Here is a 26,052-nt window from a genome sequence, read left to right as displayed (position 1 = left end):
GTCGCTGTCGAGCGTAGCGCCCAACATCGGTATACTGCCTGGCTAAACCTTCACGGGCGTTGCTGCCCATGAAGGGTCGTCAGCAGGTTGTCGAGCAGTTTTCATGGAGCGAACGATTCTTGTAACCGGTGCCAGCGGGTTCGTTGGCAGCGCCCTTTGCCGTACCCTGGCCGTACAGGGCGGTTTCGCCGTGCGTGGTGCTGTGCGCAAGGCCGAGTCACTCATGCCTGCGGGTGTATCGAGCGTAACCGTGGGCGAGCTCGATGCCGCTACTGACTGGACGGTGGCACTGGCTGGCGTCGAGGTACTGGTGCACACCGCTGCGCGTGTGCATGTCATGCACGAAACCGCCAGCGACAGCCTGGCCGCGTTTCGCCGGGTCAATGTCGATGGCACCTTGCACCTGGCCAGGCAAGCCGCCGCGGCGGGCGTGCGACGTTTCGTCTTCATCAGCTCGATCAAGGTCAATGGTGAGGCCAGCCAACCGGGGCGGCCGCTGGGCGCAGATGACGTACCGGCGCCAAGCGATGCCTACGGTATCTCCAAGCATGAAGCTGAGCAGGGTTTGTTCCAGCTGGCCGCCGCCACGGGCATGGAGGTGGTGGTGGTGCGCCCGGTGCTGGTCTATGGGCCAGGCGTCAAGGCCAACTTTCACAGCATGATGCGCTGGGTGGCGCGGGGCGTGCCGCTGCCCTTCGGGGCAATCGACAACCGCCGCAGCTTGGTCTCGCTGGGCAACTTGGTCGACCTGATCCTGGCCTGTATCGATCACCCACAAGCGGCCGGTCAGGTGTTCATTGCCAGCGATGGCGACGATGTATCGCTGCCTCGCCTGCTGCAGGCGATTGGTCGTGAGCTCGGCCGTCCGGCACGCTTGCTGCCGGTCCCCCCTCGACTGTTGCAGTTGGCCGCAGGCCTGCTCGGCCGGCGCGACCTTGCCCAACGCCTGCTGGGGTCGTTGCAGGTGGATATCACCAAGAACCGTCAGCTGCTGGGCTGGGTGCCGCCATTGACCCTCCACCAAGGCCTGCATGCCACGGCGCACTCTTTTCTGGAAAACCAACACCGATGATCTGGCTTCTTCTGGCCGCAGGCCTTGCTTCACTGCTGTTGACGGCGGCGTTGCGCCGTTACGCGCTATCCCGCAGCTTGCTGGATGTTCCCAACGCCCGCAGCTCGCACACCCTGCCGACGCCACGCGGGGGAGGGCTGGCGTTCGTGCTGGTGTACCTGGCCTCTGTCGTGGCTATGGCCGCTGCTGGTGTTGTGGCCATGGCGCCACTGTTGGCGCTGCTGGGCAGCGGAGGGCTGGTGGCACTGATCGGCTTCATGGATGACCACGGGCACATCGCCGCGCGCTGGCGCCTCCTCGGGCATTTTGCCGCTGCCGGCTGGGGGCTTTACTGGCTCGGAGGCCTGCCGCCGCTGGTGATTTTCGGCTTGCCGCTGAACATGGCCTGGCTGGGCATGATCATCGGTCTGCTGTACCTGGTTTGGCTGCTTAATCTGTACAACTTCATGGATGGTATCGACGGCATCGCCAGCATCGAGGCCATTTGCGTTTGTCTGGGTGGGGCTTTGCTGTATTGGCTGAGTGGCTATGCAGAGGCCATCTGGTTGCCTATGCTTCTGGCGGTGACGGTGGCCGGTTTCCTGTTCTGGAACTTCCCGCCCGCACGCATCTTCATGGGCGATGCCGGGAGTGGTTTTCTCGGGGTGGTGCTGGGCTTGCTGGCATTGCAGGCTGCCTGGATAAACCCGCTATTATTCTGGGGGTGGTTAATACTTTTGGGTGTATTCGTGGTCGATGCCACGTTTACGCTGATCCGGCGCCTGGTGCGCGGGGAGCGGGTGTATGAGGCCCACCGTAGCCACGCCTACCAGTTTGCTTCGCGCCTGCACGGCAGCCACCTGCCGGTCAGCCTGTCGGTGGCTGCCATCAACCTGTTCTGGTTGCTGCCCGTCGCCGTGGCGGTAGTGGCCCTGGACCTCGACGGGGCGACAGGAACATTGCTGGCTTATGTGCCTCTAACGGTGCTCGCGGTCAAGTACCGAGCGGGTGAACGGGAACAAGATGCCCCAATGTACTGAACATCGCGCAACTCGGTTGTATGTGCGGATTGACTGGGAGGGGCCACGGGCGGTTTATCCGGGGCCCATGGCACAGAGGAGAGCGGGATGAGTGGCAGCAACAGAGAAGGGTTTCGTCAGTACCTGGTAAACCTGTCGCGGCGACAGAAGCGGCTGATACAGGTCTGCACCGACGTGTTGCTGATCTGGATAGCCCTGTGGCTGTCGTTCATCGTGCGCCTGGGCATCGATGAAATGTACAACCCGATTCTGGAACACACCTGGCTGTTCCTGGCCGCGCCGGTGGTGGCTGTGCCTCTGTTCATCCGTTTCGGCATGTACCGCGCGGTAATGCGTTACTTCGGCAACGATGCGCTGATCACAATCATCAAGGCTGTCACGCTGTCGGCGCTGATCCTGGCGGTGGTGGTGTACTGGTACAGCAACCACAAGGTCGTGGTGCCGCGTTCGATCATCTTCAACTACTGGTGGCTCAGCCTGGTCATCATCGGCGGTCTGCGCCTGATCATGCGCCAGTTCTTCCTCGGTGACTGGTTCACCGGTAACCACCAGATTCCCTTCGCCAACCGCGACGATGGCCTGATCAAGGTCGCCATCTACGGTGCAGGTACAGCCGGCAACCAGTTGCTGGCGGCATTGCGCATGGGGCGCGTGATGCGCCCTGTGGCGTTCATCGACGACGACAGTGATCTTGCCAACCGGGTCATCTCCGGCCTGCAGGTCTACAAGCCCAAGCACCTGCAGCAGATGATCAAGGAAAGCGGCGCCCAGGAGATCCTCTTGGCCTTGCCCCGTGCCTCCCGGGCCCGGCGCAAGGAAATCCTGGCCTTCCTCGAGCCTTACCCACTGCACGTGCGCAGTGTGCCGGCCTTTGCCGACCTGGCCAGTGGCCGGGTCAAGGTCGATGACATTCAGGACGTCGACATTGCCGACTTGCTGGGACGCGACCCGGTGCCGGCGCAGGACGAACTGCTCGACCGCTGCATCAAGAATCAGACGGTGCTGGTCACCGGGGCCGGCGGCTCGATCGGCTCGGAGCTTTGCCGGCAGATCATCGGCCTCAAGCCCAAGACTTTGCTGCTGTTCGATCACAGCGAGTTCAACCTGTACAGCATTCTCAGTGAGCTGGAACAGCGCATTGCCCGTGAGTCGCTTTCGGTGCGTCTGCTGCCGATCCTCGGCTCGGCGCGCAACCAGCAGCACTTGGTCGACATCATGAGTACCTGGAGGGTCGACACGGTCTACCACGCGGCTGCCTACAAGCATGTGCCGATGGTCGAACACAACATGGCCGAGGGCGTCCTCAACAACGTCTACGGCACATTGTGCACCGCCCAGGCTGCGTTGCAGTCTGGCGTCGCCAACTTCGTGCTGATCTCCACCGACAAGGCGGTGCGCCCGACCAACGTCATGGGCAGCACCAAGCGCCTCGCCGAGCTGATCCTGCAGGCCCTCAGCCGCGAAGCTGCGCCGGTCATGTATGGCGACAGCAGCAAGATTTCACGGGTGAACAAGACCCGCTTCACGATGGTGCGGTTCGGTAATGTGCTGGGCTCCTCGGGCTCGGTGATTCCGCTGTTCCATCAGCAGATCAAGGCCGGTGGGCCGCTTACTGTCACGCACCCCAGGATCACCCGTTACTTCATGACCATTCCCGAAGCTGCACAGTTGGTGGTGCAGGCAGGGGCCATGGGCCAGGGGGGCGATGTGTTCGTCCTGGACATGGGCGAGCCGGTGAAAATTGTCGAGTTGGCCGAGAAGATGATTCACCTTTCTGGCCTGAGCGTGCGCGGCCCTGGCAACCCCAATGGCGATATCGCCATCGAGTTTTCCGGCTTGCGGCCGGGAGAGAAGCTGTATGAGGAACTGTTGATCGGGGATGATGTTTCGCCAACGGTGCATCCAATGATCATGACCGCCAACGAAGACTTCCTGCCTTGGGATCTGCTGCGTGAGCGTCTGGGCGCGTTGCTCAAGGCGGTGGCGGAAGATGACTTCAGCCGGATCCGTCATCTGTTGCGCGAGCTGGTCAATGGCTACTCGCCAGAAGGCGAGATCGTTGACTGGTTGTATCAACAGCAGCGCAAGGACAGGTAACGCGGATTCCTACAGCTAACAGGGATTCAACCGCTTCGCAGGCCCCCTTCGGACCGATACCTTGAGCAGGCAGCCAAGGAAACGCTGCCTAGTAATCCATCCGAAGGAGTTTCTGCATGCGTAATACAGTTCTTTCCTACCTGTTACTGCCTCTGTTCGCCGGCCTCGCATTTTCGGTCAGCGCCGCGCCGGCGGATAAACCTGTCACTCAGCCAGTGTCGATGGTGAGCCAGAAAAGCACCGGGCCAGCACTGCTGAATTTGAACCAGGCCGACGCGGCAACCTTGCAAAAAGAGCTCAATGGCATCGGCAAGGCGAAAGCCGAAGCCATCGTGGCCTATCGCGAAGCCAACGGAGCGTTTGCTTCAGTGGATGAACTGCTGGAGATCAAGGGTATCGGGAACGCGCTGCTGGAGCGTAACCGTGACAAGCTGAGTGTGGAATAACACAGGTTGGCAGGGCGGCACTTGTGCCATGCAAGGCCGCTCTCACTGTTTGCATGCGTGTCAACTCTGGTGTTACCGGTCTTGGGCATCCTTGGCATCGGCCTCGGCATTGCGTTCATGTACCTTGCGCAGTTGCTCTTCAGTCAAGGGCAGTTTTTTCGCCGTATCGCGCAGCATCATCAACCCGCCGACGATCGATCCGAGGGCTATGATGAGTATCAGCCAGGCATACCAGGGCATTGTGTGATCTCCTGTCAACATCACGGTGCAGTACGTGTACAAATATTGAACAATCGCCGGTTGCGTTGGTTCAATTATAGGCACCGCACCTTGCCGGGCCAATTCCGTTGACCCGCGGCCCCCAAAGCCTGTGCTACTTCGTTTACAATGCGCGCCGTTTACGACTTGCCAAGAGACCCCCGACCATGTCCGCCTGCCAGACGCCCCTGATCGTCGCCCTGGATTTCCCTACTCGTGACGCCGCCCTGAAGCTGGCTGACCAGCTCGACCCCGCCCTGTGCCGGGTAAAAGTTGGCAAGGAGCTGTTCACCAGCAGTGCTTCGGGCATTGTCGAAACCCTGTGCGCCAAGGGCTTCGAGGTGTTCCTCGACCTCAAGTTCCACGACATCCCCAACACCACGGCCATGGCGGTCAAGGCCGCTGCCGAGATGGGCGTGTGGATGGTCAACGTGCATTGCTCCGGTGGCCTGCGCATGATGGCCGCCTGTCGCGAAGAGCTGGCCAAGCGCAGCGGCACGCAGCCGTTGCTGATCGGCGTGACGGTGCTGACCAGCATGGAACGTGAAGACCTCGCCGGCATCGGCCTGGACGTCGATCCGCAAGAGCAAGTGCTGCGTCTGGCGGCGCTGGCCGAAAAGGCCGGCATGGACGGCCTGGTGTGCTCGGCACTGGAAGCGCCAGCGCTGAAGGCCGCGCACCCGCAGCTGCAACTGGTCACCCCGGGCATTCGCCCTGCCGGCAGTGCCCAGGATGACCAGCGCCGTATCCTCACTCCGCGCCAGGCGCTGGATGCAGGTTCCGACTACCTGGTGATCGGCCGCCCGATCAGCAAGGCTGAGAACCCGGCGCAAGCGCTGGCTGAGGTTGTGGCACAAATTCGTAACTGATCTTTCAGTAGTATCCGCTAGCCATGGTCAGGTGCTGATCGCTCTCAGTTGAATAGGGGTGCTAGATGTCAATCGATGTATCGGTCGAATCCCCGGCGCAGCGCTGGGGGCGGATGATCAACGGCTATGTATTGCCGTTGGGTTGGCTGGTGATGCTTACCGGGATGTTCTGGGCCTGGGATCGCACGCTGTATCACAAGCTGTTCTACGCCCTGCTGGCGCTGCCGACATTGGTGGCGCTGGTGCTGCAGCCGCGCATGCTCAAGGCATTGCTCAACAACCCGCTGTTCATCGCCTTCGTGGTGTTCTGTGCCTACACCATGCTGACAATCACCTGGTCAGACGCGCAAGGCTCGGTGGGGAGCCTGATCAAGCGGCCGCTGTACATTGCAATGCTGCTGTTTTCGGCAGGCATCATCACCTTGCAGTCGCCATCGCTGCTTCATCAGTGCGTGCATTTGGCGGCCAAGATCGTGGCGTTGGCGGCGTTCATCTCGGTGGTCTTTTTCGTGGTCTACCAGATGCCTGCGGGGGCGGAGCGCCTGGACGGCTATGGTGCGCTCTACAACCCATTGCTGACTGGGCACGTGCTGGGTGCCTTCGCTTGCATCTGGCTGGTGTCCTGGTTCCAGGCCCGCCGTTTGCTCGACCCGATGTCGCTGGTCTGCCTGGCGGTACTGGGTGTGGCGATCCTGGCCACCGGTTCCAGAACACCCTTGGTCGGGCTGGCGGCCGCGTTGATTTGGTTGATGATTGTGGGGGAGCGCAAGCGGCGGTTGTTGGCCTTGGCGGTGGTGGTTGTCACCCTGGTTGGTATTGCACTGCTCTACCCGGAAGCCATCACCCAGCGCGGTGTGTCGTACCGGCCGGCCATCTGGATGGAGGCGTTGCGCCAGATTGGTGAGCGCCCGTGGCTGGGCCATGGTTATGACGCGCCGATGACCGTGATACTGCCTGGCGTGGACTTCACCCTTGCCGACCCGCACAACATCGAGCTGGGTGTGCTTTACGCGGGCGGCATCGTCGGCTTTGCCTTGTGGATGGTGCTTTACGGCCTGGCCATGTACTTCTGCTGGGCTTACCGCAAGCACCCAGGGGTTTGCCTTGCAGCAGCCTGGTTGATCTTCGGTTTCGCTTCGGGCCTGACCGAAGGCAATGCCTTCATGTCACGCCCGAAGGAGCACTGGTTCCTGATCTGGATGCCAATTGCGCTGGTCTACGCGCAGTCGCTGATTCACTGGCAGCGCCCGCGCGCTGCTTAGGAGCAGACCATCCGCCACACGCCGCGCAGGGTTTTCCTGTTCCAGTACTTGAGCGGGATCTGCGAAAGGATTTCCCGGCTCAATGCCTTGTCGCGGCTGGCGTACTTAAGCATCATCGAGTTACGGAAGTTCATGCACACCTGTTCGTAATGAGGGTGGTCGCTGAACACGGCGAAGGTACGCAGTACGTTGTCCACCATGAAGCGGCCATTCTTGAAGGTGTTGGTCGGGTGGTCTCGGTACTGTGCCAGCACCTCGCCCAGTACATCGATGTAATAACCGGCCCGGGCGATCGACAGTTCGATATAGACATCTTCCAGGCGGATATCGGTATTGAAGCCGCCTACCTTTTCCAAGGCTTCGCGCCGCAGCATCAGGGTTGCTGCCATGGGGCCTGGCTTGCGGTCGAGGAACAGGTCGTCGAAATCCAGGCGGCGGAAGGGCAGGTTGCGGTTGCGCTGCTCGCGCGCGCCCATGACGTTGCCGTCCTGGTCGATGGTTTCGATGTTGGCCGAGCAGATGCCCACTTCAGGCTTGCCGTTCATGTATTCCACTTGGGTGGCGATACGGTGTGCCAGCATGATGTCGTCGGAGCCGAATGGCACGATCAGGCTGCCCTTGGCGCGGGCGATCGCGTCGTTCAGGGTGCGTGCCAGGCCCTGGTTGGCCTGAAGGCGCAAATCGAACCCGTGCTGTTCCTGCAGGCGCTTGAGCAATGCAGGGCTGTCATCCTTGGAGCCATCGTCGATCACCAGAAGCTCGATGTGCTTGTAGGTCTGGTTGATGACGCTGTTGATGCTTTCTTCGATATAACGTGCGTGGTTGTATGACGCGATGATCACAGTCACCAACGGCGTGTCACTAACGTCGTGACGCTGAGAACTCATGTAAAACCTCTGACCTATGTTCGTTCCGAGTGAAGCATCAATAGCAGTCTGCCTGCTGGTTTTCCTGAGCAGTGGCTATATGGCATTTTGTGAAGGCGGTCCCATTCTAAAGGAAGGGGTTGCCAGAGGGATATGGCAGGGCAGTTCGCGGCGTTGATCCGAATCAGCAAAAAGGGCCGGTATGCATGCATACCGGCCCTTTCGCCTTACACCTGATGGACTCAGGCAATAACCAGCGGCGCGAACCCTTTTACCAGGTCATCCAGCGCCTTGATCTGTGCCAGGAATGGCTCCAGCTTGTCTAGCGGCAATGCGCTCGGGCCGTCGCATTTGGCTTGGTCCGGGTTCGGGTGGGCTTCCAGGAACAGGCCCGCCAGGCCAACGGCCATGCCGGCACGGGCCAGGTCGACCACCTGTTCGCGACGGCCACCGGAGGCAGCGCCGGACGGGTCGCGGTTCTGCAGGGCGTGGGTGACGTCGAAGATGATCGGCAGGTTGTCGCAGGTGCGCTTCATCACGCCGAAACCGAGCATATCCACGACCAGGTTGTCGTAGCCCATGCAGGTGCCGCGGTCGCAGAGGATCAGCTGGTCGTTACCGGCTTCCTTGAACTTGTGCACGATGTTCTGCATCTGCGACGGGCTGAGGAACTGTGGTTTCTTGATGTTGACCGGTTTGCCGGTCTTGGCCAAAGCCACTACCAGGTCGGTTTGGCGGGCGAGGAAGGCTGGCAGTTGCAGCACATCGACCACCTCGGCCACCGGCGCGCACTGATGGATTTCATGCACGTCGGTGATGATCGGTACGCCAAACTCGGCTTTTACCTTTTCGAAGATGCGCAGGCCTTCTTCCATGCCCGGGCCACGGAAGGAGTGGATCGAGGAACGGTTGGCCTTGTCGAAGCTGGCCTTGAACACGTAAGGGATGCCAAGTTTCTCGGTAACCCGAACGTACTCGGCGCAGGCGGTCAGGGCCAGGTCCTCGGATTCGAGCACGTTGATGCCGCCGAAGAGGACGAACGGGGCGGTGTTGGAGCACTCGATGGTGGGGGTGATCTTGATCATGGTCATCTCTGCAAATCCCTTGTCACTGGTTTCAGTGGCGAAGGGGAATCTTACAAGATCTGCGTTCCCTGTGCCGACCCTTTCGGGGGCGCGGTCCTCGCAGGCGGGGCTTGATCTCACCAGCGCTGACGCTGTGATGGCAAGCAATCACCGGGGTAGGGGGAAAGAGAACCTTGATCAAAAACCGTAAGTCACTTTCCCGCCAGGCCCCGCCACCAGCACTTTGCATCACATGACAAAAACCTTACCATTCGCGGCTTCGCATCAACTGCAGTTTTCTGGGACAGAAATGAATCACCTCAACATCGCTAAAGAAGCCCTCATCGCTCAAGCCCAGGCCGTATCCCAGTTGGCCGACCGCCTTGATGATAACTTCCAGCGCGCTGTAGAACTGATTCTCAGCTGCCAAGGTCGTACCGTGGTGTGTGGCATGGGCAAATCCGGCCTGATCGGGCAGAAGATGGTGGCCACCTTCGCTTCCAGTGGCACTCCCAGTTTTTTCTTGCACCCCGCTGAAGCCTTCCATGGCGACTTGGGCATGCTCAAGCCGATTGATGTGCTGATTCTCATCAGCTACAGCGGCGAAACCGAAGAGCTGATCAAGCTGATCCCGAGCCTCAAGTCTTTTGGCAACAAGATCATCGCGATGACCGGCAACGGCAAGTCGACCCTGGCCAAGCACGCCGACATCTGGCTGGACATCTCGGTCGAGCGCGAGGTATGCCCGAACAACCTGGCCCCGACCACTTCGACCCTGGCCACCATGGCCATGGGCGACGCTCTGGCAGTGGCGCTGATCGAAGCCATCCAGTTCAAACCGATGGACTTCGCCCGCTATCACCCCGGTGGCAGCCTGGGCCGCAAGTTGCTGACACGGGTGTGTGATGTGATGCACTCGCCGGCACCGGTTGTACAGCCGACTACCGGCTTCCATGACTGTCTGCTGGTGATGACCCACAGCCGTCTGGGCCTGGCCGTGGTGATGGACGAAAACAAGTTGGTGGGCATCGTGACTGACGGTGATCTGCGGCGGGCGCTGCTGAACAACGCAGGCATCATTCACGAAAGCGTTGCCCAGTTCATGACCGCCCATCCGCATATCATCCGGGAAGAGGCGCAGTTGTCCGATGCTGAGGCGTACATGCTGGAAAACAAGATCCGGGCACTGGCAGTGACGAATGCTGAAGGTGCCGTAGTAGGTGTAGTCGAAATCTTCAGCTGATATTCAAACATTCAAGCGACATGTGCGAGGGGCCGCATCGGCGGCCCCATGCAATCAGACCTTCAACACCAACTTGCCAAAATTCTCGCCGCTGAACAGCTTGAGCAGGGTCTCGGGGAACGTCTCCAGCCCCTCGACCACATCCTCCTTGCTCTTGACCTTGCCGGCGGCCAGCCAGCCGGCCATCTCCTGCGCGGCCTTGCCATAGTCCTTGGCGTGGTCCATGACCACGAAGCCTTCCATGCGCGCGCGGTTCACCAGCAGCGCCAGGTAGTTGGCCGGGCCTTTGACAGCTTCCTTGTTGTTGTACTGGCTGATGGCGCCGCAGATGACGATGCGTGCCTTGAAGTTGATGCGGGTGAGCACGGCGTCGAGGATTTCGCCGCCAACGTTGTCGAAGTACACGTCAACGCCTTTGGGGCATTCGCGTTTCAGGCCAGCCAGCACGTCTTCGGCCTTGTAGTCGATCACGCCGTCGAAGCCCAGTTCGTCCTTGAGGTACTGGCATTTCTGCGCGCCACCGGCAATGCCGACCACATGGCAGCCCTTGAGCTTGGCGATCTGGCCGACGATGCTGCCCACCGCACCGGCTGCGCCGGAGATGACCACGGTGTCGCCAGCCTTGGGCTGGCCGACTTCGAGCAGGGCGAAGTAGGCGGTCATGCCGGTCATGCCCAATGCCGAGAGGTAGCGCGGCAGGGGCGCGAGCTTGGGGTCGATCTTGTGCAGGCCCTGGGGCTCGCCGGTGAAGTAGTCCTGCACGCCAAGGGCGCCGCTGACGTGGTCGCCGGGTTTGTAGTCCGGGTGGTTGGAGGCGACCACTTCGCCGACGCCCAGGGCGCGCATCACCTGGCCGAGGGCGACGGGCGGGATGTACGACTTGCCCTCGTTCATCCAGCCGCGCATGGCCGGGTCCAGCGACAGGTACAGGTTGCGGACCTGGATCTGGCCGGCGGCGGGGGCCTCGACAGGTATTGTCTCGAAGGTGAAATCGTCACGGCGCACGGCGCCGACCGGGCGTTTGGCAAGCAGGAAGCGGCGGTTGGTCTGGGTCATGGCAGTTCCTTGTTAGGCGATGAGGCACAGCGGTCAATTTAACCTGCTGATGCAGGCTGGTCCGCAAAATCACTGGTAAGCATGATAGCCCAACCGTTGCCCTGATGATGCTGCCCAGCCGGGTGGCGGCATGACTAGACTTTGCCCGGACACCTGCAAGCCGCTGCGCTCCCTATGGGAGCCGCGCTTGTCGTGGCGACGGACCGCGTCGATGGGCCGCAAAGCGGCCCCATGTTTCGGACATCGCGAAAACCCTGCTGGCCCACCCGAGGGCTGCGCCCTCGATCGCCGGCAAGCGCGGCTCCCACAGCGAACGCCTTCACCTGGACTGATGATTGGAGCAAACGATGAGCATGACCTTTTCCGGCCGGGTAGCCCTGGTCACCGGCGGTGCGGCGGGTATCGGCCGGGCAACGGCACTGGCCTTTGCCCGCGAAGGGTTGAACGTGGTGGTGGCCGACCTCGACCCGGTCGCCGGCGAGGCCACGGTGGCCTTGATTCGCCAGGCCGGTGGCCAGGCGCTGTTCGTGGCCTGTGACGTGACCCAGGACGCCCAGGTGCGCCAGCTGCACGAGCGCACCATCGAAGCCTATGGGCGCCTGGATTACGCCTACAACAATGCCGGCATCGAAATCGAAAAGGGGCGCCTGGCCGAGGGCAGCGAGGCGGAGTTCGACGCCATCATGGGCGTCAATGTCAAAGGCGTGTGGCTGTGCATGAAGTACCAGCTGCCGCTGCTGCTGGCCCAGGGCGGTGGGGCGATCGTCAACACCGCCTCGGTGGCGGGCCTGGGCGCGGCGCCGAAGATGAGCATCTACGCCGCCTCCAAGCATGCGGTGATCGGCCTGACCAAGTCGGCGGCCATCGAATATGCCAAGAAGGGTATCCGGGTGAATGCCGTGTGCCCGGCGGTGATCGACACCGACATGTTCCGCCGCGCCTACGAGGCAGACCCGCGCAAGGCCGAATTTGCCGCCGCGATGCACCCGGTCGGGCGTATCGGCAAGGTTGAGGAAGTTGCCGGTGCGGTGCTGTACCTGTGCAGTGATGGCGCAGCATTCACTACCGGGCACAGCCTGACCGTGGATGGCGGAGCCACCGCGATTTGACGATGTTCGTGCCAAGGGGCTTGGGACATGGTTGCGCAGCAATGTCGCGTATGGGCAGCACGCCCGCGCCCAAACCGGTCTCCAGCACGCAGGGCGACCTTCAGCTTGCTGATAGCGACAGGCTCATAGCCATTTGACACCATTTCGCCGCCGCCCCCTTGTTAGCAAGGCGAAAACGTTGCCACGCTTGGCCCTTGGTAAAACCTTGCACGGTGAAAGGGGATCGGCGATGGCGGCGAACAGGCACGGTGTTCTGGCCAACCTGGGCATGGCCCGCAAACTGGGCCTGGGCTTTGCCCTGGTGCTGCTGCTTACCGTGGCGGTGGCGGCCATCGGCATCGCGGCGCTGCATAGCGTTGGCCAGCGCTTCGACGGCCTGCGCGAGCTGGGCCGGTTCAATACCGACCTGCTGCGCCTGCGCCAGCACGAGCAGGCCTTTGCCTTGCGCTCCGACATCAAGGAGGCCGAGGCCTTGCGCAGTGGCTTGCACAACCTTGCCGAACGCGCCCGCAGCCTGCCGGCGCTGGCGGCGGCCGAGGCTGACCTGGCGGCCTACGGCCAGGCCTTTGAAGCCTTCGTCGAAGCCGTGCAGGCCAAGGAGCTGGCGCTGGACATGGCCAGTTGGTCGGTGTCCAGCGTGGCCAACAACCTCGATGTGCTGCAGGCCGGCCTGGCCGACGACGCCACCTATACCCTCAAACAGTCCCAGGGCCAGCAAGGAGGCGAGTTCCTGGAGCAGGCCGGGCAGGTGGCGCAGGTGTCGCGGCTGATGCTGCAGGCCATGGACCAGGCACGGGTGCGCCTGGACAAGAGCCGCAAGGGTGAGGAGGGGGAACAAGGCCGTATCGCCCAGACGCTCGAGGCGGCGCAGTTGGTCGAGCAGCTCAAGGCGGCGGTGACCGATGCGGGCTACCAGAGTGTGCTCGGCGAGGTGGCCGGGCACATTGCCAGCTTCTCCGACAAGCTCAACGAATACACCGACCTGCTCGGCAAGGAGCAAGGCATCAAGGCGCAGCTGCAGGCAAGTGCCGAGCAGGTCACCGGGCGGGTAGACCAGGCCTATGCGGTTGATCAGCAAGCCATGCAGGCTGAGTTGGCGCGCAACAGCGTGGCCATCGCCCTGGCCACCGGGCTGGCGTTGCTGGTGGGCATCCTCGCCGCCTGGTTGATCACCCGCGCCGTGGTCGGCCCGCTCAAACGCGTGATCGGCCGTGCCCAGCGCATTGCCGCTGGCGAGTTGGGCCTGGAGGACGAAGCGCCGCGCACGGATGAAGTGGGTCAGCTGATGCAGGCCATGCAGCAGATGGCCGCCGGGTTGTCCGGGGTGGTCAGTGGCCTGCAGCAAGGTATCGAGCAACTGGCCGGTAGCGCCCAGGCGTTGTCGGCGGTGACTGAGCAGACCAACCGGGAAGTTGGCAGCCAGAAGGAAGAAACCGAGCAGGTGGCCACCGCCATGCAGCAGATGACGGCCACCGTGCACGACGTGGCGCGCAATGCCGAAGAAGCCGCTCAGGCGGCGCAGGCGGCCGATGACAAGGTTGACGCCGGCCAGCGCGTGGTACGCGAAAGCATGCAGCGCATCGAGCAGCTGGCGACGGCAGCGGATACCGCCAGCGCCGGCATCGACAGCCTGAGTGCCGAGATCCACACCATTGGCGATGTGCTGGCGGTCATCAAGAGCGTGGCCGAGCAGACCAACCTGCTGGCGCTCAACGCGGCCATCGAGGCGGCCCGGGCGGGTGAGCAGGGGCGTGGTTTTGCGGTGGTGGCCGACGAGGTACGGGCCCTGTCCCGGCGTACCCGGCAGTCGACCGAGGAAATCGAACGGCTGGTAGCCAGCCTGCGTGGCAATGCCCAGCAGTCGGTGGCGCAGATCCGCGGCAGCACCGAGCTGGTGCGCCTGGCCGTGGCCGATGCGCTGCAGACCGAAAGCGCGCTGGGCAGTATTGCGGTGGCAGTGTCGTTGATCCAGCAGATGAACCAGCAGATTGCCGCGGCGGCCGAGCAGCAGAGTTCCGTGGCCGAGGAAATCAGCCGAAGCGTGACGCAGATCCGTGGCAGTGCCGACCAGGCGGCGCTGGCGATGCAGGACAATGCCCGGTCCAGTATCGAGCTGGCGCAGTTGGGCAGTGACCTGAAAGGCATGGTTGGGCATTTCAGGCTTTGAGTGCCTGGCGGAGGATTTTTGTGGGGTTTGAGATCGAGCGCCGCCCGCGCGGCGCATCGCGAGCTGCGCTCGCTCCTACGTCTGTTTCGGGCCAGTAACGCCGTGGCAGGCGCGCGCGACCGCCTTGTTGGTACGACGCGATATCGCGCGATGCGTCAAAGCGTTCGCGCGAAAATTCCCCAGGAATAACTGGCCCGAAACAGACGTAGGAGCGAGCGCAGCTCGCGATGCGCCGCGCGGGCGGCGCTCGATCTCAACCGCAACGCCGATCTACCGTCGATCACCCCGTGGATTGAGGATCAGCAAGGTCAGTACCCCCGCCACGATCCCCCAGAACGCCGAGCCGATCGAGAACAGGGTCAACCCCGAGGCCGTCACCATGAAGGTGATCAGCGCCGCCTCGCGCTCCCTTGCCTCGCTCATGGCCACGGTCAGCCCGTTCATGATCGAACCGAACAACGCCAGCGCCGCAATCGACAGCACCAGCTCCTTCGGCAGCGCTGCGAACAAGGCCGCCAGGGTGGCGCCGAACGTGCCGGCAATGCCATAGAAAATCCCGCACCATACTGCCGCGGTATAGCGTTTGCGCGGGTCTTCATGGGCGTGCGGCCCGGTGCAGATCGCGGCACTGATCGCGGCCAGGTTGACCCCGTGCGAGCCAAACGGTGCCAGCAGCAGCGAGGCGAAACCGGTCGCCGAAATCAGCGGCGAGGCGGGCACCTGGTAGCCGTCGGCGCGCAGCACGGCCACGCCAGGCATGTTCTGCGAAGTCATCGCGACCACGAACAAGGGAATGCCGATGCTGATGGTCGCGGCCAGCGAGAAGCTTGGCGTGGTCCACACCGGGGTGGCCACTTCCAGCTTGAAGCCGCTGAAATCCAGCAGGCCGAGGGCGCCGGACAGTGCCGTGCCCACCAGCAAGGCGGCCAGTACGCAGTAGCGCGGTGACAGGCGCTTGACCAGCAGGTAGCTGAAGAACATGCCCAGTACCAGCAGGGTGCGGTGCTGCGCGGCAACGAAGATTTCGCTGCCGATCTTGAACAGGATCCCGGCCAGCAAGGCCGACGCCAGCGATGCCGGGATGCGTTTGACCAGGCGCTCGAAGCTGCCGGTCAGGCCGCAGATCACCACCAGCACCGCACAGGTGATGTAGGCACCGATGGCTTCGCCGTAGCTGACCCCGCCCAGGCTGGTGATCAGCAGCGCCGCACCGGGGGTCGACCAGGCCACGGTGATTGGCGTGCGGTAGCGCAGCGACAGGCCGATGCTGCACACCGCCATGCCGATCGACAACGCCCAGATCCACGAAGAAATCTGCGCGCTGGTCAGGCCGGCTGCCTGGCCGGCCTGGAACATCAGCACCAGCGAACTGGTGTAGCCGGTGAGCATGGCGATGAAGCCGGCGACCACCGCCGACGGTGAGCTGTCTGCCAGGGGCCGCAGGCGTGCGGAAGTGGCATCGGTCATGGGTTGGGTCCTTGTCCAGGTGTAAGCATTTTTTTCAGACTAACGCGGGCTGGATTGATCCTTGCCATACAGCAGGCATTGCTTTTAGCCGTACAGTCGCCAACTATTGGGCAAGTTTGCGCAACTGCATGGGAGGGGGCGGGCAATGTACAAGGTGTATGGTGACTACCAGTCGGGCAATTGCTACAAGGTCAAGCTGATGCTCAGCCTGCTCGACCGCCCGTATGAATGGCAGGCGGTGGATATCCTCAAGGGCGAGACCGAAACGCCTGAGTTTCTGGCCATGAACCCCAACGGCAAGGTGCCGGTGCTCAAGCTCGAGGACGGTACCTGCCTGTGGGAATCGAACGCCATCCTCAACTACCTGGCCGATGGCAGCGAATTCCTGCCCAGCGAGCCGCGCCTGCGGACCCAGGTGTTGCAGTGGCAATTCTTCGAGCAGTACAGCCATGAGCCGTACATTGCCGTGGCGCGGTTCATCCAGTTCTACCTGGGGCTGCCGGAAGAGCGCGTGGAGGAATACCGCAAGCTGCACAAGGGCGGTTACAAGGCGTTGAAGGTGATGGAGCGGCAGTTGCAGATGACGCCGTATCTGGTCGGGGACCAGTACTCGATTGCCGATGTGGCGCTATATGCCTACACCCACGTGGCGCATCAGGGCGGCTTCGACCTGACGGATTACCCGGCAGTACGCGAGTGGCTGGCGCGGGTGGCCAGCCATCCGCGGCATGTGCCGATGGTCGACTGAGCTGATGCGGTCCTTGTGGGAGCCGCGCTTGCCGGCGATGGGCCGCGAAGCGGCCCCACGATTTCATGGTTGTTGCATAAATTGCCGGGGCCGCTTCGCGGCCCATCGCCGGCAAGCGCGGCTCCCACAGGGGTCGCGCAGGGCTTACGCGAAGCGTTTGTCCAGATAGGCGATGATGGCCTTGGATTCATACATCCAGGTCACCTTGCCCTGTTCCTCGATGCGCAGGCACGGCACTTTCACCCGGCCGCCACCTTCGAGCAACGCCTGGCGATGCAGGTCGTCGTTCTTGGCATCACGCAACGCTACCGGCACGTTCAAGCGGTGCAGGGTACGGCGGGTCTTCACGCAGAACGGGCAGGCATGGAACTGGTACAGCGCGAGGCCCTTGGCCTCCTGCTCGACACGCGCCTGGGCCGCGGCATCACGCTTCTGCTTGGCTGGGCGGCTGATCCAGTCGCCGAACACGATGAGCTGGCCGAGGCCGACCCGCAGGGCTTTGACGATCATGGGCTACTCCTGAAATGAAAAAGCCGACCCCTGGGGGCCGGCTCGGGTCATGCGCCGATCACTTGATCAGGCTGAGGAACTCGCTGCGAGTCGAGGCGTTTTCACGGAACTCACCCAGCATCACCGAGGTGAGCATGGTCGAATTCTGTTTTTCCACGCCGCGCATCATCATGCACATGTGCTTGGCTTCGATGACCACCGCCACGCCAGCGGCGCCAGTCACCTGCTGCACGGCCTCGGCGATCTGGCGGCTGAGGTTTTCCTGGATCTGCAGGCGGCGGGCGAACATGTCGACGATGCGCGCGACCTTCGACAGGCCCAGGACCTTGCCCTTGGGCAGGTAGGCCACGTGAGCCTTGCCGATGAAGGGCAGCATGTGGTGTTCGCACATCGAATACAGCTCGATGTCCCGGACCAGCACCATCTCACTGTTGTCGGAGGTGAACAGCGCGCCGTTGGTGACTTCTTCCAGCGTCTGCTCGTAACCGCGGCAAAGGTACTTCATGGCCTTTGCAGCCCGCTTGGGCGTGTCGAGCAGGCCCTCACGGGAGACGTCCTCGCCAAGTTGGCTGAGGATCTCGGTGTAGTTCTGTTCCAGGGACATGTATCTACCTGTGGGAAAAATCGCAAAAATGAAGGGTACGGCGGCGCGCGCGGCGCTGCAAGCACGGCGTTACTCGTCGCGGCCTTCCATCATGGTTCGCTTGAGCATCACATACACCGCGCCGGTGCCGCCATGGCGGGCCTGGCACGAGGTGAAACCGAGCACTTGCGGGTGCTGGCGCAGCCAGGTGTTGACGTGGCTCTTGATCATCGGGCGCTTGCCGTCCAGGCGGGCGGCCTTGCCGTGGGTCACCCGTACGCAGCGGACTTCGAGCTGGGTGGCTTCGGCGATGAAGGCCCACAGGGTTTCGCGGGCCTTCTCCACGCTCATGCCATGCAGGTCGAGGCTGCCCTCGAAGGCGATCTGGCCGAGCTTGAGCTTGCGGATCTGGCTTTCCTGCACGCCATCGCGGCGCCACATCAGCTCGTCTTCGGCACCGACGTCGATGACGAACTGGTCGGACAGGCCGTCGATCACCAAGGTCTGGTCGCTGCGGATGGTCGCCGCCTGGCGCAGGCCGGCGAGCTGCTTGCGGTCGGTTTTCGGTTTGCCCACATCGGCGCGGTCGTGCTTGATCGGCTTGACGCCGCGCACTTCGGCGCTGAACAGGGAAAAATCGTCGTCTTGCATGGTGCCTCCACGTGGGCGGCGTAGTTTACGCGATCAGCCTTGTGTCGTCAGTACCGGCCTCTTCGCGGGTAAACCCGCTCCCACAGGGACCGCACAGGTCTTGAACATTGTGCAGTCCCTGTGGGAGCGGGTTTACCCGCGAAGAGGCTCGAAGCACAAACCACTAATCGTGCTTCTTCATCAGGTGCGGCGACAGGTTCAGCTCGCGCCCTCGGCGCAGGCGAATGCGGCTGCGCCGCCAGAAGCGCACGCCCAGGTACAGCAGCAACAGCCCGGCCACGGCCAGGATGCCGGCCAGCGGGCGGTTGGCATTGAGTTCGGCGAGTGCTGTGTAGTTGCCAAGCAGCCCGGCGATGCCGGCCATGGCCAGCAACACGCCGAGTGTGGCGATCAGGGCCGACAGGCCGGCGGCAATGCGCGCACCCCAGTTACGCGGTTCCCGCGGGCGCAGACGCTTGGCGTCGAAACTGCCTTTGAGCTTCATTCCAGTTTCCTCTGTGGACATCCGGAATTCGACCTGGGCCCGGCCCTGGGGTTCCGCCCGGCTGCCGGGCGGTCATCGCAACGTCAGCTCAGATCAGGCTGGCGGTAGGGGCGACACAGGCGAAGTTGTCGGCCATCACGGCCATTTCACACGCGTGGATCTGGGCGGCGGGGATCACCTGATCCTTCAGCGCCAGGTCGCGAGTCGCCGAGGCGTCTTCCACCAGGGTGCAACGGTAACCATAGTCCTTGGCGCGGCGCACGGTGGTGCTGACGCTGGAATGGCTCATGAAACCGCACACGATCAGGTCCAGGTGCCCAAGCGCCTGCAGGGTGTCGTGCAGCTTGGTGTTCTTGAAGGCGTTGGGCATGCGCTTTTCGATGACGATTTCACCTTCGCGCGGCTCAAGGCCCGGGATGAACTGGCCGGCCGGGCCTTGCGGGTCGAAGCGCCCGCCAACGGTACCGAGGTGGCGAACGTGGATGATCGGACGGCCGGCCTTGCGGGCGGCGTCGAGCAACCGGGCGATGTTGGCCACGGCCTCGTCCATGCCCGACAGTTGCAGAGGACCGCTCAGGTATTCCTTCTGCGCATCGATGATGATCAGGCTGGCTTGGCTCAGCTTGGCCGGCGGATAGTCGCGGCCAGTGAGGCGGAACATCGTGGTTGGAACGGACATCAAGGGCTCCTTGGGTAGGGCTTTTGTATACCTATTCTCCCTTGCCTTGGCGCCAATGGGAATGGTTGACATCGCAAGCGGCGTGGTTACTGGCCTGTGGCTTGCCGCTGGAGCATCGCGGGGAACAAATGTACGGGTTGGGCTGTTAGACTTTTGTACGGTCTGAATAGGAGTACCCCGTGATCACATCTCGTCTGCGCACGTTGCGCGACCATATCCGCTGGGCGGTCAGCCGCTTCCATGAGCACGAGCTGTTCTTCGGCCATGGTGCCGACAATGCCTGGGACGAAGCCCGCCTGCTGGTGCTGGGTGCCGTGCACTTGCCATGGGAAATCGCCGACAGCTACCTGGACTGCCAGCTCGAGGACGACGAGCGGGTCCGCCTGCAGCACCTGCTCAAGCGCCGCATCGAAGACCGCGTGCCGACCGCCTACCTGTTGGGCGAAGCCTGGTTCTGCGGCATGTCGTTCATCGTCGACGAGCGCGTGCTGGTGCCCCGCTCGCCGATCGGCGAGCTGATCGAGAAGCGCTTCGAGCCGTGGCTGGCGGCTGAGCCGGCGCGTATCCTTGACCTGTGCACCGGCTCTGGCTGCATCGGTATCGTGGCTGCCGAAGTGTTCCCCGAAGCCGAAGTGGTGCTGGCCGACCTGTCGTTCGACGCGCTGGAAGTGGCCAACCAGAACATCGAGCGCCACGGCCTCGACGAGCGCGTGTTCACTGTGCAGGGAGACGGCTTCGCTGGCCTGCCAGGGCAGCGTTTCGACCTGATCCTGTCCAACCCGCCGTATGTCGATGCCGAGGACTTCGGCGACATGCCGGCCGAGTATCACCACGAGCCGGAAATGGGCCTGGCCTGTGGCAACGATGGCCTGGACCTGGTGCGGCGGATGCTGGCCGAGGCGGCTGACCACCTGACCGAAAAGGGCCTGCTGATCGTTGAGGTCGGCAACAGCCAGGTGCATGTCGAGGCGCTGTACCCGGAAGTGGACTTTGCCTGGCTGGAGTTCGAGCGCGGCGGGCATGGTGTGTTCATGCTCACCGCCGAGCAGTGCCGGCAGCACCAGGAGCTGTTCAAGGCGCGCGTCTGATTGTGGCCTTGGGGCTGCTTTGCAGCCCATTCGCGGGTAAACCCGCTTCCACAGGGAGTTCGCTACCCTCAGGTTCGGTGATATCCCTGTGGGAGCGGGCTTGCCCGCGAAGCAGGCGGCTCGGTTTCAGCGGGTAGCGATCCAGATCAGCAGCCCGGCCTGGAACACGGCAAACGCCACCAGGCAGGTGATGGTAAAGCGCAATCCGCTGTCTTCGCGCCGATACTTGGCCACCCGCTCATCGCGCTCGCGCAGCTGCCCTTCTTTTTCCAGCAATTGCTGCTCGGCCTGCTGCAGCATGCCCGCTGCATCGAGCATGCTCAGCTGTTGCACCTTCTCGGTGTTCCAGCCGCCCTTGAGCTGGCTCACCGTGGTGTCGAGCGTACGGCCCTTGAGGTGCTGTGGGTCGGCGTATTCCACCTCCAGGCCGGTGGCGGTGATGAAGCGGTCGCGGCGCAGGCGGGTGTCTTCGTTCAGTGCATCCTTGTTCGGCAGCGCCATGCCTTCGACCCGGTAGTTCGACCAGCGGCGCTGCAGCCACTGCACGGCCTGGCCCAGCATGAAGCGGCCGATGCCACGGTTCAGCGGCTCCAGTTGCAGGCCGCTGTCGCTGCCGAGGGTCACCAGGCGCTCGGCGTGATCCACCCGCACATCCAGCTGGTTCTGCTCCTTGCGCACCTTTTGCCCGGGCAGGCGGATTTCCATGCGCAACAGGCTGTGGGCCTTGTCATGGCGCTCGGCATAGGCGAACTCGACGAAGCGCAATGGCCGTGCACCACTGTTGCGGTCGGTGGGCATGGGCGCCAGGCGCAGCAGCTGGAAGTGTTCGACGGCAAGGTCGGCCCAGGGCAGGGCGGCGGGCTCCGGGGCGTGCGGCTCTTCGGCTGGCTCTACGGCGGCGGGGGCATCGGTCATCAAGGCATTCCTCAGATACGGGCGGGCGCTGACCGGGGCTGCCTTGCAGCCCATCGCCGGCAAGCGCAGGGGCGCACAGCAATCAGCCTTGAGGAGATCCTGTGGGAGCCGCGCTTGCCGGCGATGGGCCGCAAAGCGGCCCCAATCAGCACCAATACCGTTTTATCGGCAGCTTTTGCCGATGTTTGAGGGTCAGGCCGAAGGCAGTTGGTGAATGAAGCTGACCACCCGCTCGCCGAGCTCCCGTGCCAGTGGCAATTCCGGGTTGAGGTAGCTGTCACGCTGCAGGTGCATGTCCTTGGGGCTGATGCGCAGCATGTGGTTCATGCCGTCGATCAGTACCAGTTGGGCATCCGGCTTGGCCGCCTTTAGGCGTTCGGCGTCGGCCACGTCGACCTGCACGTCGTTGCGGCCCTGCACGATCAGCGCCGGCATCGGCAAGCGGGCGAAGGCCTGCGCCGGGTCCTGCTGGAGCAGGGTGATCAGGTACGGCTGTACGCTGGGGCGAAACACCTGGCGCAACGGGGCCGGTACGTCCAGGCTGGTCTGCCCGGCCTGCAGGCGGTCGAGCAGGGCGCTGCCACCGGCCAGCTGCGCCGGCGGCAGGCGTTGGGCCAGTTGCTCGCGCAGCACATCTGCCAGTGGTCGGCCGATGCCGGCCAGGGTGATCACGGCGCTGGCACCGGCACGCTCGGCGGCCAGGCTGGCGATCAGCGCACCTTCGCTGTGGCCGACCAGGATCAGTGGGCCGAAGCGGGGGTCGGCCTTGAGCTTGCGGCTCCAGGCCACCACGTCGTCGACATAGCGTTGCACGCTGAGGTCGCGCTCATCCGGTGTCGCCGGCTGGCTGGCGGCCACCCCGCGCTTGTCGTAGCGCACGCTGGCGATATGTTCGTTGGCCAGCACCAGGGCCAGGCGCTTGAGGTTGTCGACGCGCCCCGAGGCCGGGTTGTTGCCGTCGCGGTCGGTGGGGCCGGAGCCGGCGATGATCAGCACCACCGGCGGCGGTGTGGCCTGTTGCGGCAACAGCAGGCTGCCGTGCAGCACGCCCTGGCCAGTGTCCAGGTCGATGGGGCGTTGCAGCACGGTAGGGGCGGCGGCCTGGGCCAGGCCAGTGCACAGCAGGAGGAAGAAGGCGACGAGGCGCGACATCATGCGGTACTACAGTGGGGAGATGACGGTTTGACCCAGTGTTTGCGGGAAGGTTCGGTGGCTGTATGTGGCAGGCCTGGCCGTTTCCCGGTTAAACCCGCTCTCACCGGGACCGCGCAAGGCCTGTGGGAGCGGGTTTACCCGCGAAGAGGCCAGCACAGGCAAGCAAACCCTCTGTATACTCCCTGCTTTCGTTCATCTCAGGCAGATCTCGCGGAGCGTCCATGTCCGGCAATACCTACGGCAAGCTGTTCACTGTCACCACCGCTGGCGAAAGCCATGGCCCGGCGTTGGTCGCCATTGTCGATGGTTGCCCACCTGGCCTGGAAATCTCCCTCGCCGACCTGCAGCACGACCTTGACCGGCGCAAGCCTGGCACCAGCCGGCACACCACCCAGCGCCAGGAAGCCGACGAAGTGGAGATCCTCTCCGGCGTATTCGAAGGCCGAACCACCGGCTGCTCGATCGGCCTGCTGATCCGCAACACCGACCAGAAGTCCAAGGACTACTCGGCGATCAAGGACCTGTTCCGCCCGGCCCACGCCGACTACACCTACCACCACAAGTACGGCATCCGCGACTATCGTGGCGGCGGCCGCAGTTCGGCACGGGAAACCGCCATGCGTGTGGCCGCCGGTGCCATTGCCAAGAAATACCTGGCCACCCAGGGCATCCAGGTGCGTGGCTACATGAGCCAGCTGGGCCCGATCGAAATCCCTTTCAAGACCTGGGATTCGGTGGAGGAAAACGCCTTCTTCAGCCCCGACCCGAGCAAGGTGCCGGAGCTGGAGGCGTACATGGACCAGCTGCGCCGTGACCAGGATTCGGTCGGGGCCAAGATCACCGTGGTCGCCGAAGGCGTGATGCCTGGCCTGGGCGAGCCGATCTTCGACCGCCTCGACGCGGAGCTGGCCCATGCGCTGATGAGCATCAACGCGGTCAAGGGCGTGGAAATCGGCGCCGGTTTTGCCAGCGTTGCCCAGCGTGGCACCGAGCACCGTGACGAGCTGACCCCGGACGGCTTCCTCAGCAACAATGCCGGCGGCATTCTCGGCGGCATCAGCTCGGGCCAGCCGATCGTCGCCCACCTGGCATTGAAGCCGACCTCCAGCATCACCACCCCAGGCCGTTCGATCGACGTCGATGGCAACCCGGTCGACGTCATCACCAAGGGCCGCCATGACCCGTGCGTAGGTATCCGCGCCACGCCGATCGCCGAAGCGATGATGGCCATCGTGCTGATGGATCACCTGCTGCGCCACCGTGCGCAGAATGCCGATGTGAAGGTCAACACCCCGGTGCTGGGCCAGCTCTGACATAGCCAGGCCCGGCCACTTCGCGGGCAAGCCCGCTCCCACAGGATCACCACCACTTGCAAGCGTGTGCGGTCCCTGTGGGAGCGGGCTTGCCCGCGAAGTGGCCGGTACAGCCTCACACAAGGCCCACCCGATGCCTGAGATCCCCTACTGGCGCCTGTCCAGCTTCTACCTGTTCTACTTTGCCCTGCTGGGTTCCACCGCCCCGTTCCTGGCCTTGTACTTCGACCATCTGGGCTTCTCCCCGGCACGCATCGGCGAGCTGGTGGCCATCCCCATGCTGATGCGCTGCATCGCCCCCAACCTGTGGGGCTGGCTCGGCGACCGCAGCGGCCAGCGCCTGCTGATCGTGCGCCTGGGCGCCTTGTCTACACTGGCCACCTTCTCGCTGATCTTCTTCGGCAAGAGCTACGCCTGGCTGGCGCTGGTCATGGCGCTGCATGCGTTCTTCTGGCATGCAGTGCTGCCGCAGTTCGAAGTCATCACCCTGGCCCACCTGCATGGGCAGACCGCGCGCTACAGCCAGGTGCGCCTGTGGGGTTCGATCGGCTTCATCCTCACCGTGGTCGGCCTGGGGCGGCTGTTCGAATGGCTGAGCCTGGACATCTACCCGGTGGCCTTGGTGACCATCATGGCCGCCATCGTCGTCGCCAGCCTGTGGGTGCCCAACGCCCAGCCAGTGGAGCAGGGCGAGCGCCGGGAGACGGGCGGCTTCCTGCGCCAGCTGACCGCGCCGGGGGTGATCGCCTTCTATATCTGCGTGGCGTTGATGCAGCTCAGCCACGGCCCGTACTACACCTTCCTCACCCTGCACCTGGAACACCTGGGCTACAGCCGCGGTGCCATCGGCTTGCTGTGGGCGTTGGGGGTGGTCGCCGAAGTGCTGATGTTCATGGTCATGAGCCGTGTGTTTGCCCGCTTCAGTGTGCAGCGGGTGCTGCTGGTCAGCTTCCTGCTGGCGGCGCTGCGCTGGCTGTTGCTGGGCAACCTGGCCGATGAGCCGGCCGTGCTGATCTTCGCCCAGTTGCTGCACGCGGCCACCTTCGGCTGCTTCCATGCCGCGTCCATTGCCTTCGTCCAGGCCAGTTTCGGGGCCCGCCAGCAAGGCCAGGGGCAGGCGCTGTATGCGGCGCTGTCAGGTACTGGCGGTGCGTTGGGCGCCTTGTATTCAGGATACAGCTGGAAACTGCTGGGGCCCACCTTCACCTTTGGTATGGCCAGCGCCGCAGCGCTGGCGGCAGCCGTTATCATTGCCACTCGTTCGAAATCGACCAGGACCAGCAGCCGATGAGCATCCTCTGTGTTTTCCACCCGTCCAGCCCGGACTTGCCGAACAAGGTGCTGACCCACCACGACGACATCGCCGCGACCCTGGCCGAGCAGGGCGTGCGCTTCAGCCACAGCCCGCTGGCGCTGCGTGTGCGCCCGGGCAGCAGCCAGGCGGATGTGCTCGAGGCCTGCCGCGAGCAGCTCGACCAGCTGATGACGGCCCAGGGCAGTGTGGCGTACGCGCTGCTCAACCGTGACGGCCTCGACCCGACCCAGGTGGATGTGCGTGACGAGCATGTACATGACAGCGAGGAGGTGTTCGCCATGGTGGCTGGCCGCGCGCAAGTCGGCATGCGCCTGGGCGAGTATGTGTATACGGTGCTGTGCGAGAAGGGCGATCAGCTGGTGGTGCCGGCGCAAACGCGGCGCTGGGTGGAGCTGGGGGACAACCCGTTCTGCCTGGCGTTGCGCCTGTTTGGCAGTGAGCAGGGTACAGAGCCGCGCTTTACCGGCGATGCGACCGCTCGGGCGTTTCTCGGGATCGACGAGCTTTGATGCCTGACCGGCCTCATCGCGGATAAATCCGCTCCTACAATCAGGTACCCCGCCATCCCTAAGGGCAATGCAGTACCTGTCTGTAGGAGCGGATTCATCCGCGAGAG

General features: G+C 63.4%; 26 protein-coding genes and 1 pseudogene. 15 read left to right on the top strand and 12 right to left on the bottom strand.

The features are described from left to right. Positions 1 to 103 precede the first annotated feature (103 nt). The 4 genes from OCX61_RS20395 (at position 104) to OCX61_RS20380 (ending at position 4,634) form a co-directional block, all read left to right on the top strand. Positions 104 to 1,072: a UDP-glucose 4-epimerase family protein gene (locus OCX61_RS20395; protein WP_261941116.1), complete on the top strand. Its 969-nt coding sequence runs from the start codon at positions 104 to 106 to the stop codon at positions 1,070 to 1,072. Beyond that, positions 1,069 to 2,091 (top strand): MraY family glycosyltransferase, encoded by a 1,023-nt coding sequence (locus tag OCX61_RS20390; protein ID WP_261941115.1) that lies wholly within the window; start codon positions 1,069 to 1,071, stop codon positions 2,089 to 2,091. Before OCX61_RS20395 ends, OCX61_RS20390 begins: the two co-directional genes overlap by 4 nt. An 87-nt stretch (positions 2,092 to 2,178) precedes the next feature. Next, positions 2,179 to 4,188: a polysaccharide biosynthesis protein gene (locus OCX61_RS20385; protein ID WP_261941114.1), complete on the top strand. Its 2,010-nt coding sequence runs from the start codon at positions 2,179 to 2,181 to the stop codon at positions 4,186 to 4,188. Positions 4,189 to 4,304: 116 nt separating this feature from the next. Continuing rightward, complete coding sequence (locus tag OCX61_RS20380; protein ID WP_261941113.1) at positions 4,305 to 4,634, top strand: ComEA family DNA-binding protein; 330 nt, start codon at positions 4,305 to 4,307, stop codon at positions 4,632 to 4,634. A 72-nt stretch (positions 4,635 to 4,706) separates the two neighbouring features. On the opposite strand, the gene OCX61_RS20375 is transcribed toward OCX61_RS20380, so the two are convergent. After that, positions 4,707 to 4,874 (bottom strand): DUF2897 family protein, encoded by a 168-nt coding sequence (locus OCX61_RS20375; protein ID WP_003252762.1) that lies wholly within the window; start codon positions 4,872 to 4,874, stop codon positions 4,707 to 4,709. Between the two features lie 185 nt (positions 4,875 to 5,059). Between OCX61_RS20375 and pyrF the strand changes: the two genes are divergently transcribed. Then, a complete protein-coding gene (gene pyrF / locus OCX61_RS20370; protein WP_261941112.1) occupies positions 5,060 to 5,761 on the top strand; it encodes an orotidine-5'-phosphate decarboxylase in 702 nt (233 codons plus the stop codon). A 65-nt stretch (positions 5,762 to 5,826) separates the two neighbouring features. Next, entirely contained in the window at positions 5,827 to 7,023 is a 1,197-nt protein-coding gene (locus OCX61_RS20365; protein WP_261941111.1) for an O-antigen ligase family protein, read from the top strand. Here OCX61_RS20365 and OCX61_RS20360 read toward each other — a convergent pair. Both OCX61_RS20360 and kdsA read right to left on the bottom strand, forming a co-directional pair. Continuing rightward, complete coding sequence (locus tag OCX61_RS20360) at positions 7,020 to 7,910, bottom strand: glycosyltransferase family 2 protein (protein WP_261941110.1); 891 nt, start codon at positions 7,908 to 7,910, stop codon at positions 7,020 to 7,022. The two genes, OCX61_RS20365 and OCX61_RS20360, sit on opposite strands and share 4 nt — an antisense overlap. Before the next feature lie 221 nt (positions 7,911 to 8,131). Then, positions 8,132 to 8,974: a 3-deoxy-8-phosphooctulonate synthase gene (gene kdsA / locus OCX61_RS20355; RefSeq protein WP_261944344.1), complete on the bottom strand. Its 843-nt coding sequence runs from the start codon at positions 8,972 to 8,974 to the stop codon at positions 8,132 to 8,134. A gap of 289 nt (positions 8,975 to 9,263) precedes the next feature. Between kdsA and OCX61_RS20350 the strand changes: the two genes are divergently transcribed. Next, positions 9,264 to 10,196 (top strand): KpsF/GutQ family sugar-phosphate isomerase, encoded by a 933-nt coding sequence (locus OCX61_RS20350; protein ID WP_261941109.1) that lies wholly within the window; start codon positions 9,264 to 9,266, stop codon positions 10,194 to 10,196. A gap of 54 nt (positions 10,197 to 10,250) precedes the next feature. Here OCX61_RS20350 and OCX61_RS20345 read toward each other — a convergent pair whose 3' ends face one another. Next, positions 10,251 to 11,252 carry an NADP-dependent oxidoreductase gene (locus tag OCX61_RS20345; protein WP_261941108.1) on the bottom strand — a complete coding sequence of 334 codons (1,002 nt, stop codon included), beginning with the start codon at positions 11,250 to 11,252 and terminating at the stop codon, positions 10,251 to 10,253. 347 nt (positions 11,253 to 11,599) lie between these two features. Between OCX61_RS20345 and OCX61_RS20340 the strand changes: the two genes are divergently transcribed. From OCX61_RS20340 to OCX61_RS27415, 3 genes and pseudogenes are all read left to right on the top strand, one after another. After that, a complete protein-coding gene (locus OCX61_RS20340) occupies positions 11,600 to 12,361 on the top strand; it encodes an SDR family oxidoreductase (RefSeq protein WP_261941107.1) in 762 nt (253 codons plus the stop codon). 229 nt (positions 12,362 to 12,590) lie between these two features. Continuing rightward, positions 12,591 to 13,619 (top strand): annotated as a pseudogene (locus OCX61_RS27420) (methyl-accepting chemotaxis protein); the annotation flags it as partial. A gap of 27 nt (positions 13,620 to 13,646) precedes the next feature. Beyond that, positions 13,647 to 14,528 (top strand): methyl-accepting chemotaxis protein, encoded by an 882-nt coding sequence (locus tag OCX61_RS27415; RefSeq protein WP_410011121.1) that lies wholly within the window; start codon positions 13,647 to 13,649, stop codon positions 14,526 to 14,528. Between the two features lie 270 nt (positions 14,529 to 14,798). Here OCX61_RS27415 and OCX61_RS20330 read toward each other — a convergent pair whose 3' ends face one another. After that, positions 14,799 to 15,995 (bottom strand): benzoate/H(+) symporter BenE family transporter, encoded by a 1,197-nt coding sequence (locus tag OCX61_RS20330; protein ID WP_261941105.1) that lies wholly within the window; start codon positions 15,993 to 15,995, stop codon positions 14,799 to 14,801. A 145-nt stretch (positions 15,996 to 16,140) separates the two neighbouring features. On the opposite strand from OCX61_RS20330, the gene OCX61_RS20325 reads away from it, so the two are divergent. Beyond that, positions 16,141 to 16,743 carry a glutathione S-transferase family protein gene (locus tag OCX61_RS20325; RefSeq protein WP_261941104.1) on the top strand — a complete coding sequence of 201 codons (603 nt, stop codon included), beginning with the start codon at positions 16,141 to 16,143 and terminating at the stop codon, positions 16,741 to 16,743. 144 nt (positions 16,744 to 16,887) lie between these two features. On the opposite strand, the gene OCX61_RS20320 is transcribed toward OCX61_RS20325, so the two are convergent. The 5 genes from OCX61_RS20320 to OCX61_RS20300 all read right to left on the bottom strand — a co-directional run bounded on the left by OCX61_RS20320 (position 16,888) and on the right by OCX61_RS20300 (position 19,650). Further along, positions 16,888 to 17,253, bottom strand: coding sequence for a glutathione S-transferase N-terminal domain-containing protein (locus OCX61_RS20320; protein ID WP_261941103.1), 366 nt, complete (start codon positions 17,251 to 17,253; stop codon positions 16,888 to 16,890). 58 nt (positions 17,254 to 17,311) lie between these two features. Next, a complete protein-coding gene (gene folE, locus OCX61_RS20315) occupies positions 17,312 to 17,857 on the bottom strand; it encodes a GTP cyclohydrolase I FolE (RefSeq protein ID WP_103449647.1) in 546 nt (181 codons plus the stop codon). A gap of 69 nt (positions 17,858 to 17,926) precedes the next feature. Next, positions 17,927 to 18,487: a Smr/MutS family protein gene (locus tag OCX61_RS20310; RefSeq protein ID WP_261941102.1), complete on the bottom strand. Its 561-nt coding sequence runs from the start codon at positions 18,485 to 18,487 to the stop codon at positions 17,927 to 17,929. A 163-nt stretch (positions 18,488 to 18,650) separates the two neighbouring features. Continuing rightward, the gene (locus tag OCX61_RS20305) at positions 18,651 to 18,971 is read right to left on the bottom strand and encodes a hypothetical protein (protein WP_261941101.1); all 321 of its coding nucleotides are present in this window, start codon (positions 18,969 to 18,971) and stop codon (positions 18,651 to 18,653) included. Between the two features lie 88 nt (positions 18,972 to 19,059). Continuing rightward, on the bottom strand, positions 19,060 to 19,650 hold the full coding sequence (locus OCX61_RS20300; protein WP_085675474.1) for a cysteine hydrolase family protein: 591 nt from the start codon (positions 19,648 to 19,650) through the stop codon (positions 19,060 to 19,062). Positions 19,651 to 19,829: 179 nt separating this feature from the next. On the opposite strand from OCX61_RS20300, the gene prmB reads away from it, so the two are divergent. Next, positions 19,830 to 20,738 carry a 50S ribosomal protein L3 N(5)-glutamine methyltransferase gene (gene prmB / locus OCX61_RS20295; RefSeq protein ID WP_079226992.1) on the top strand — a complete coding sequence of 303 codons (909 nt, stop codon included), beginning with the start codon at positions 19,830 to 19,832 and terminating at the stop codon, positions 20,736 to 20,738. Between the two features lie 126 nt (positions 20,739 to 20,864). On the opposite strand, the gene OCX61_RS20290 is transcribed toward prmB, so the two are convergent. Together OCX61_RS20290 and OCX61_RS20285 are read right to left on the bottom strand one after the other, a co-directional pair. After that, on the bottom strand, positions 20,865 to 21,653 hold the full coding sequence (locus tag OCX61_RS20290; RefSeq protein WP_261941100.1) for a hypothetical protein: 789 nt from the start codon (positions 21,651 to 21,653) through the stop codon (positions 20,865 to 20,867). Between the two features lie 192 nt (positions 21,654 to 21,845). After that, positions 21,846 to 22,808 (bottom strand): alpha/beta hydrolase, encoded by a 963-nt coding sequence (locus OCX61_RS20285; protein WP_261941099.1) that lies wholly within the window; start codon positions 22,806 to 22,808, stop codon positions 21,846 to 21,848. A 221-nt stretch (positions 22,809 to 23,029) separates the two neighbouring features. Between OCX61_RS20285 and aroC the strand changes: the two genes are divergently transcribed. The 3 genes from aroC (at position 23,030) to OCX61_RS20270 (ending at position 25,945) form a co-directional block, all read left to right on the top strand. After that, entirely contained in the window at positions 23,030 to 24,121 is a 1,092-nt protein-coding gene (gene aroC, locus OCX61_RS20280) for a chorismate synthase (protein ID WP_261941098.1), read from the top strand. A gap of 133 nt (positions 24,122 to 24,254) precedes the next feature. Further along, positions 24,255 to 25,412, top strand: a complete 1,158-nt coding sequence (locus tag OCX61_RS20275; RefSeq protein ID WP_261941097.1) for an MFS transporter — start codon at positions 24,255 to 24,257, stop codon at positions 25,410 to 25,412. After that, complete coding sequence (locus tag OCX61_RS20270) at positions 25,409 to 25,945, top strand: oxidase (RefSeq protein WP_261941096.1); 537 nt, start codon at positions 25,409 to 25,411, stop codon at positions 25,943 to 25,945. The genes OCX61_RS20275 and OCX61_RS20270 overlap by 4 nt, the downstream gene beginning before the upstream one ends. Positions 25,946 to 26,052 lie beyond the last annotated feature (107 nt).

The organism is Pseudomonas sp. LRP2-20 (genome assembly GCF_024349685.1).
GTDB lineage: Bacteria > Pseudomonadota > Gammaproteobacteria > Pseudomonadales > Pseudomonadaceae > Aquipseudomonas.
Note: the sequence above shows the minus strand (reverse complement) of the source record. Positions and strands in the feature narration are given on the sequence as shown.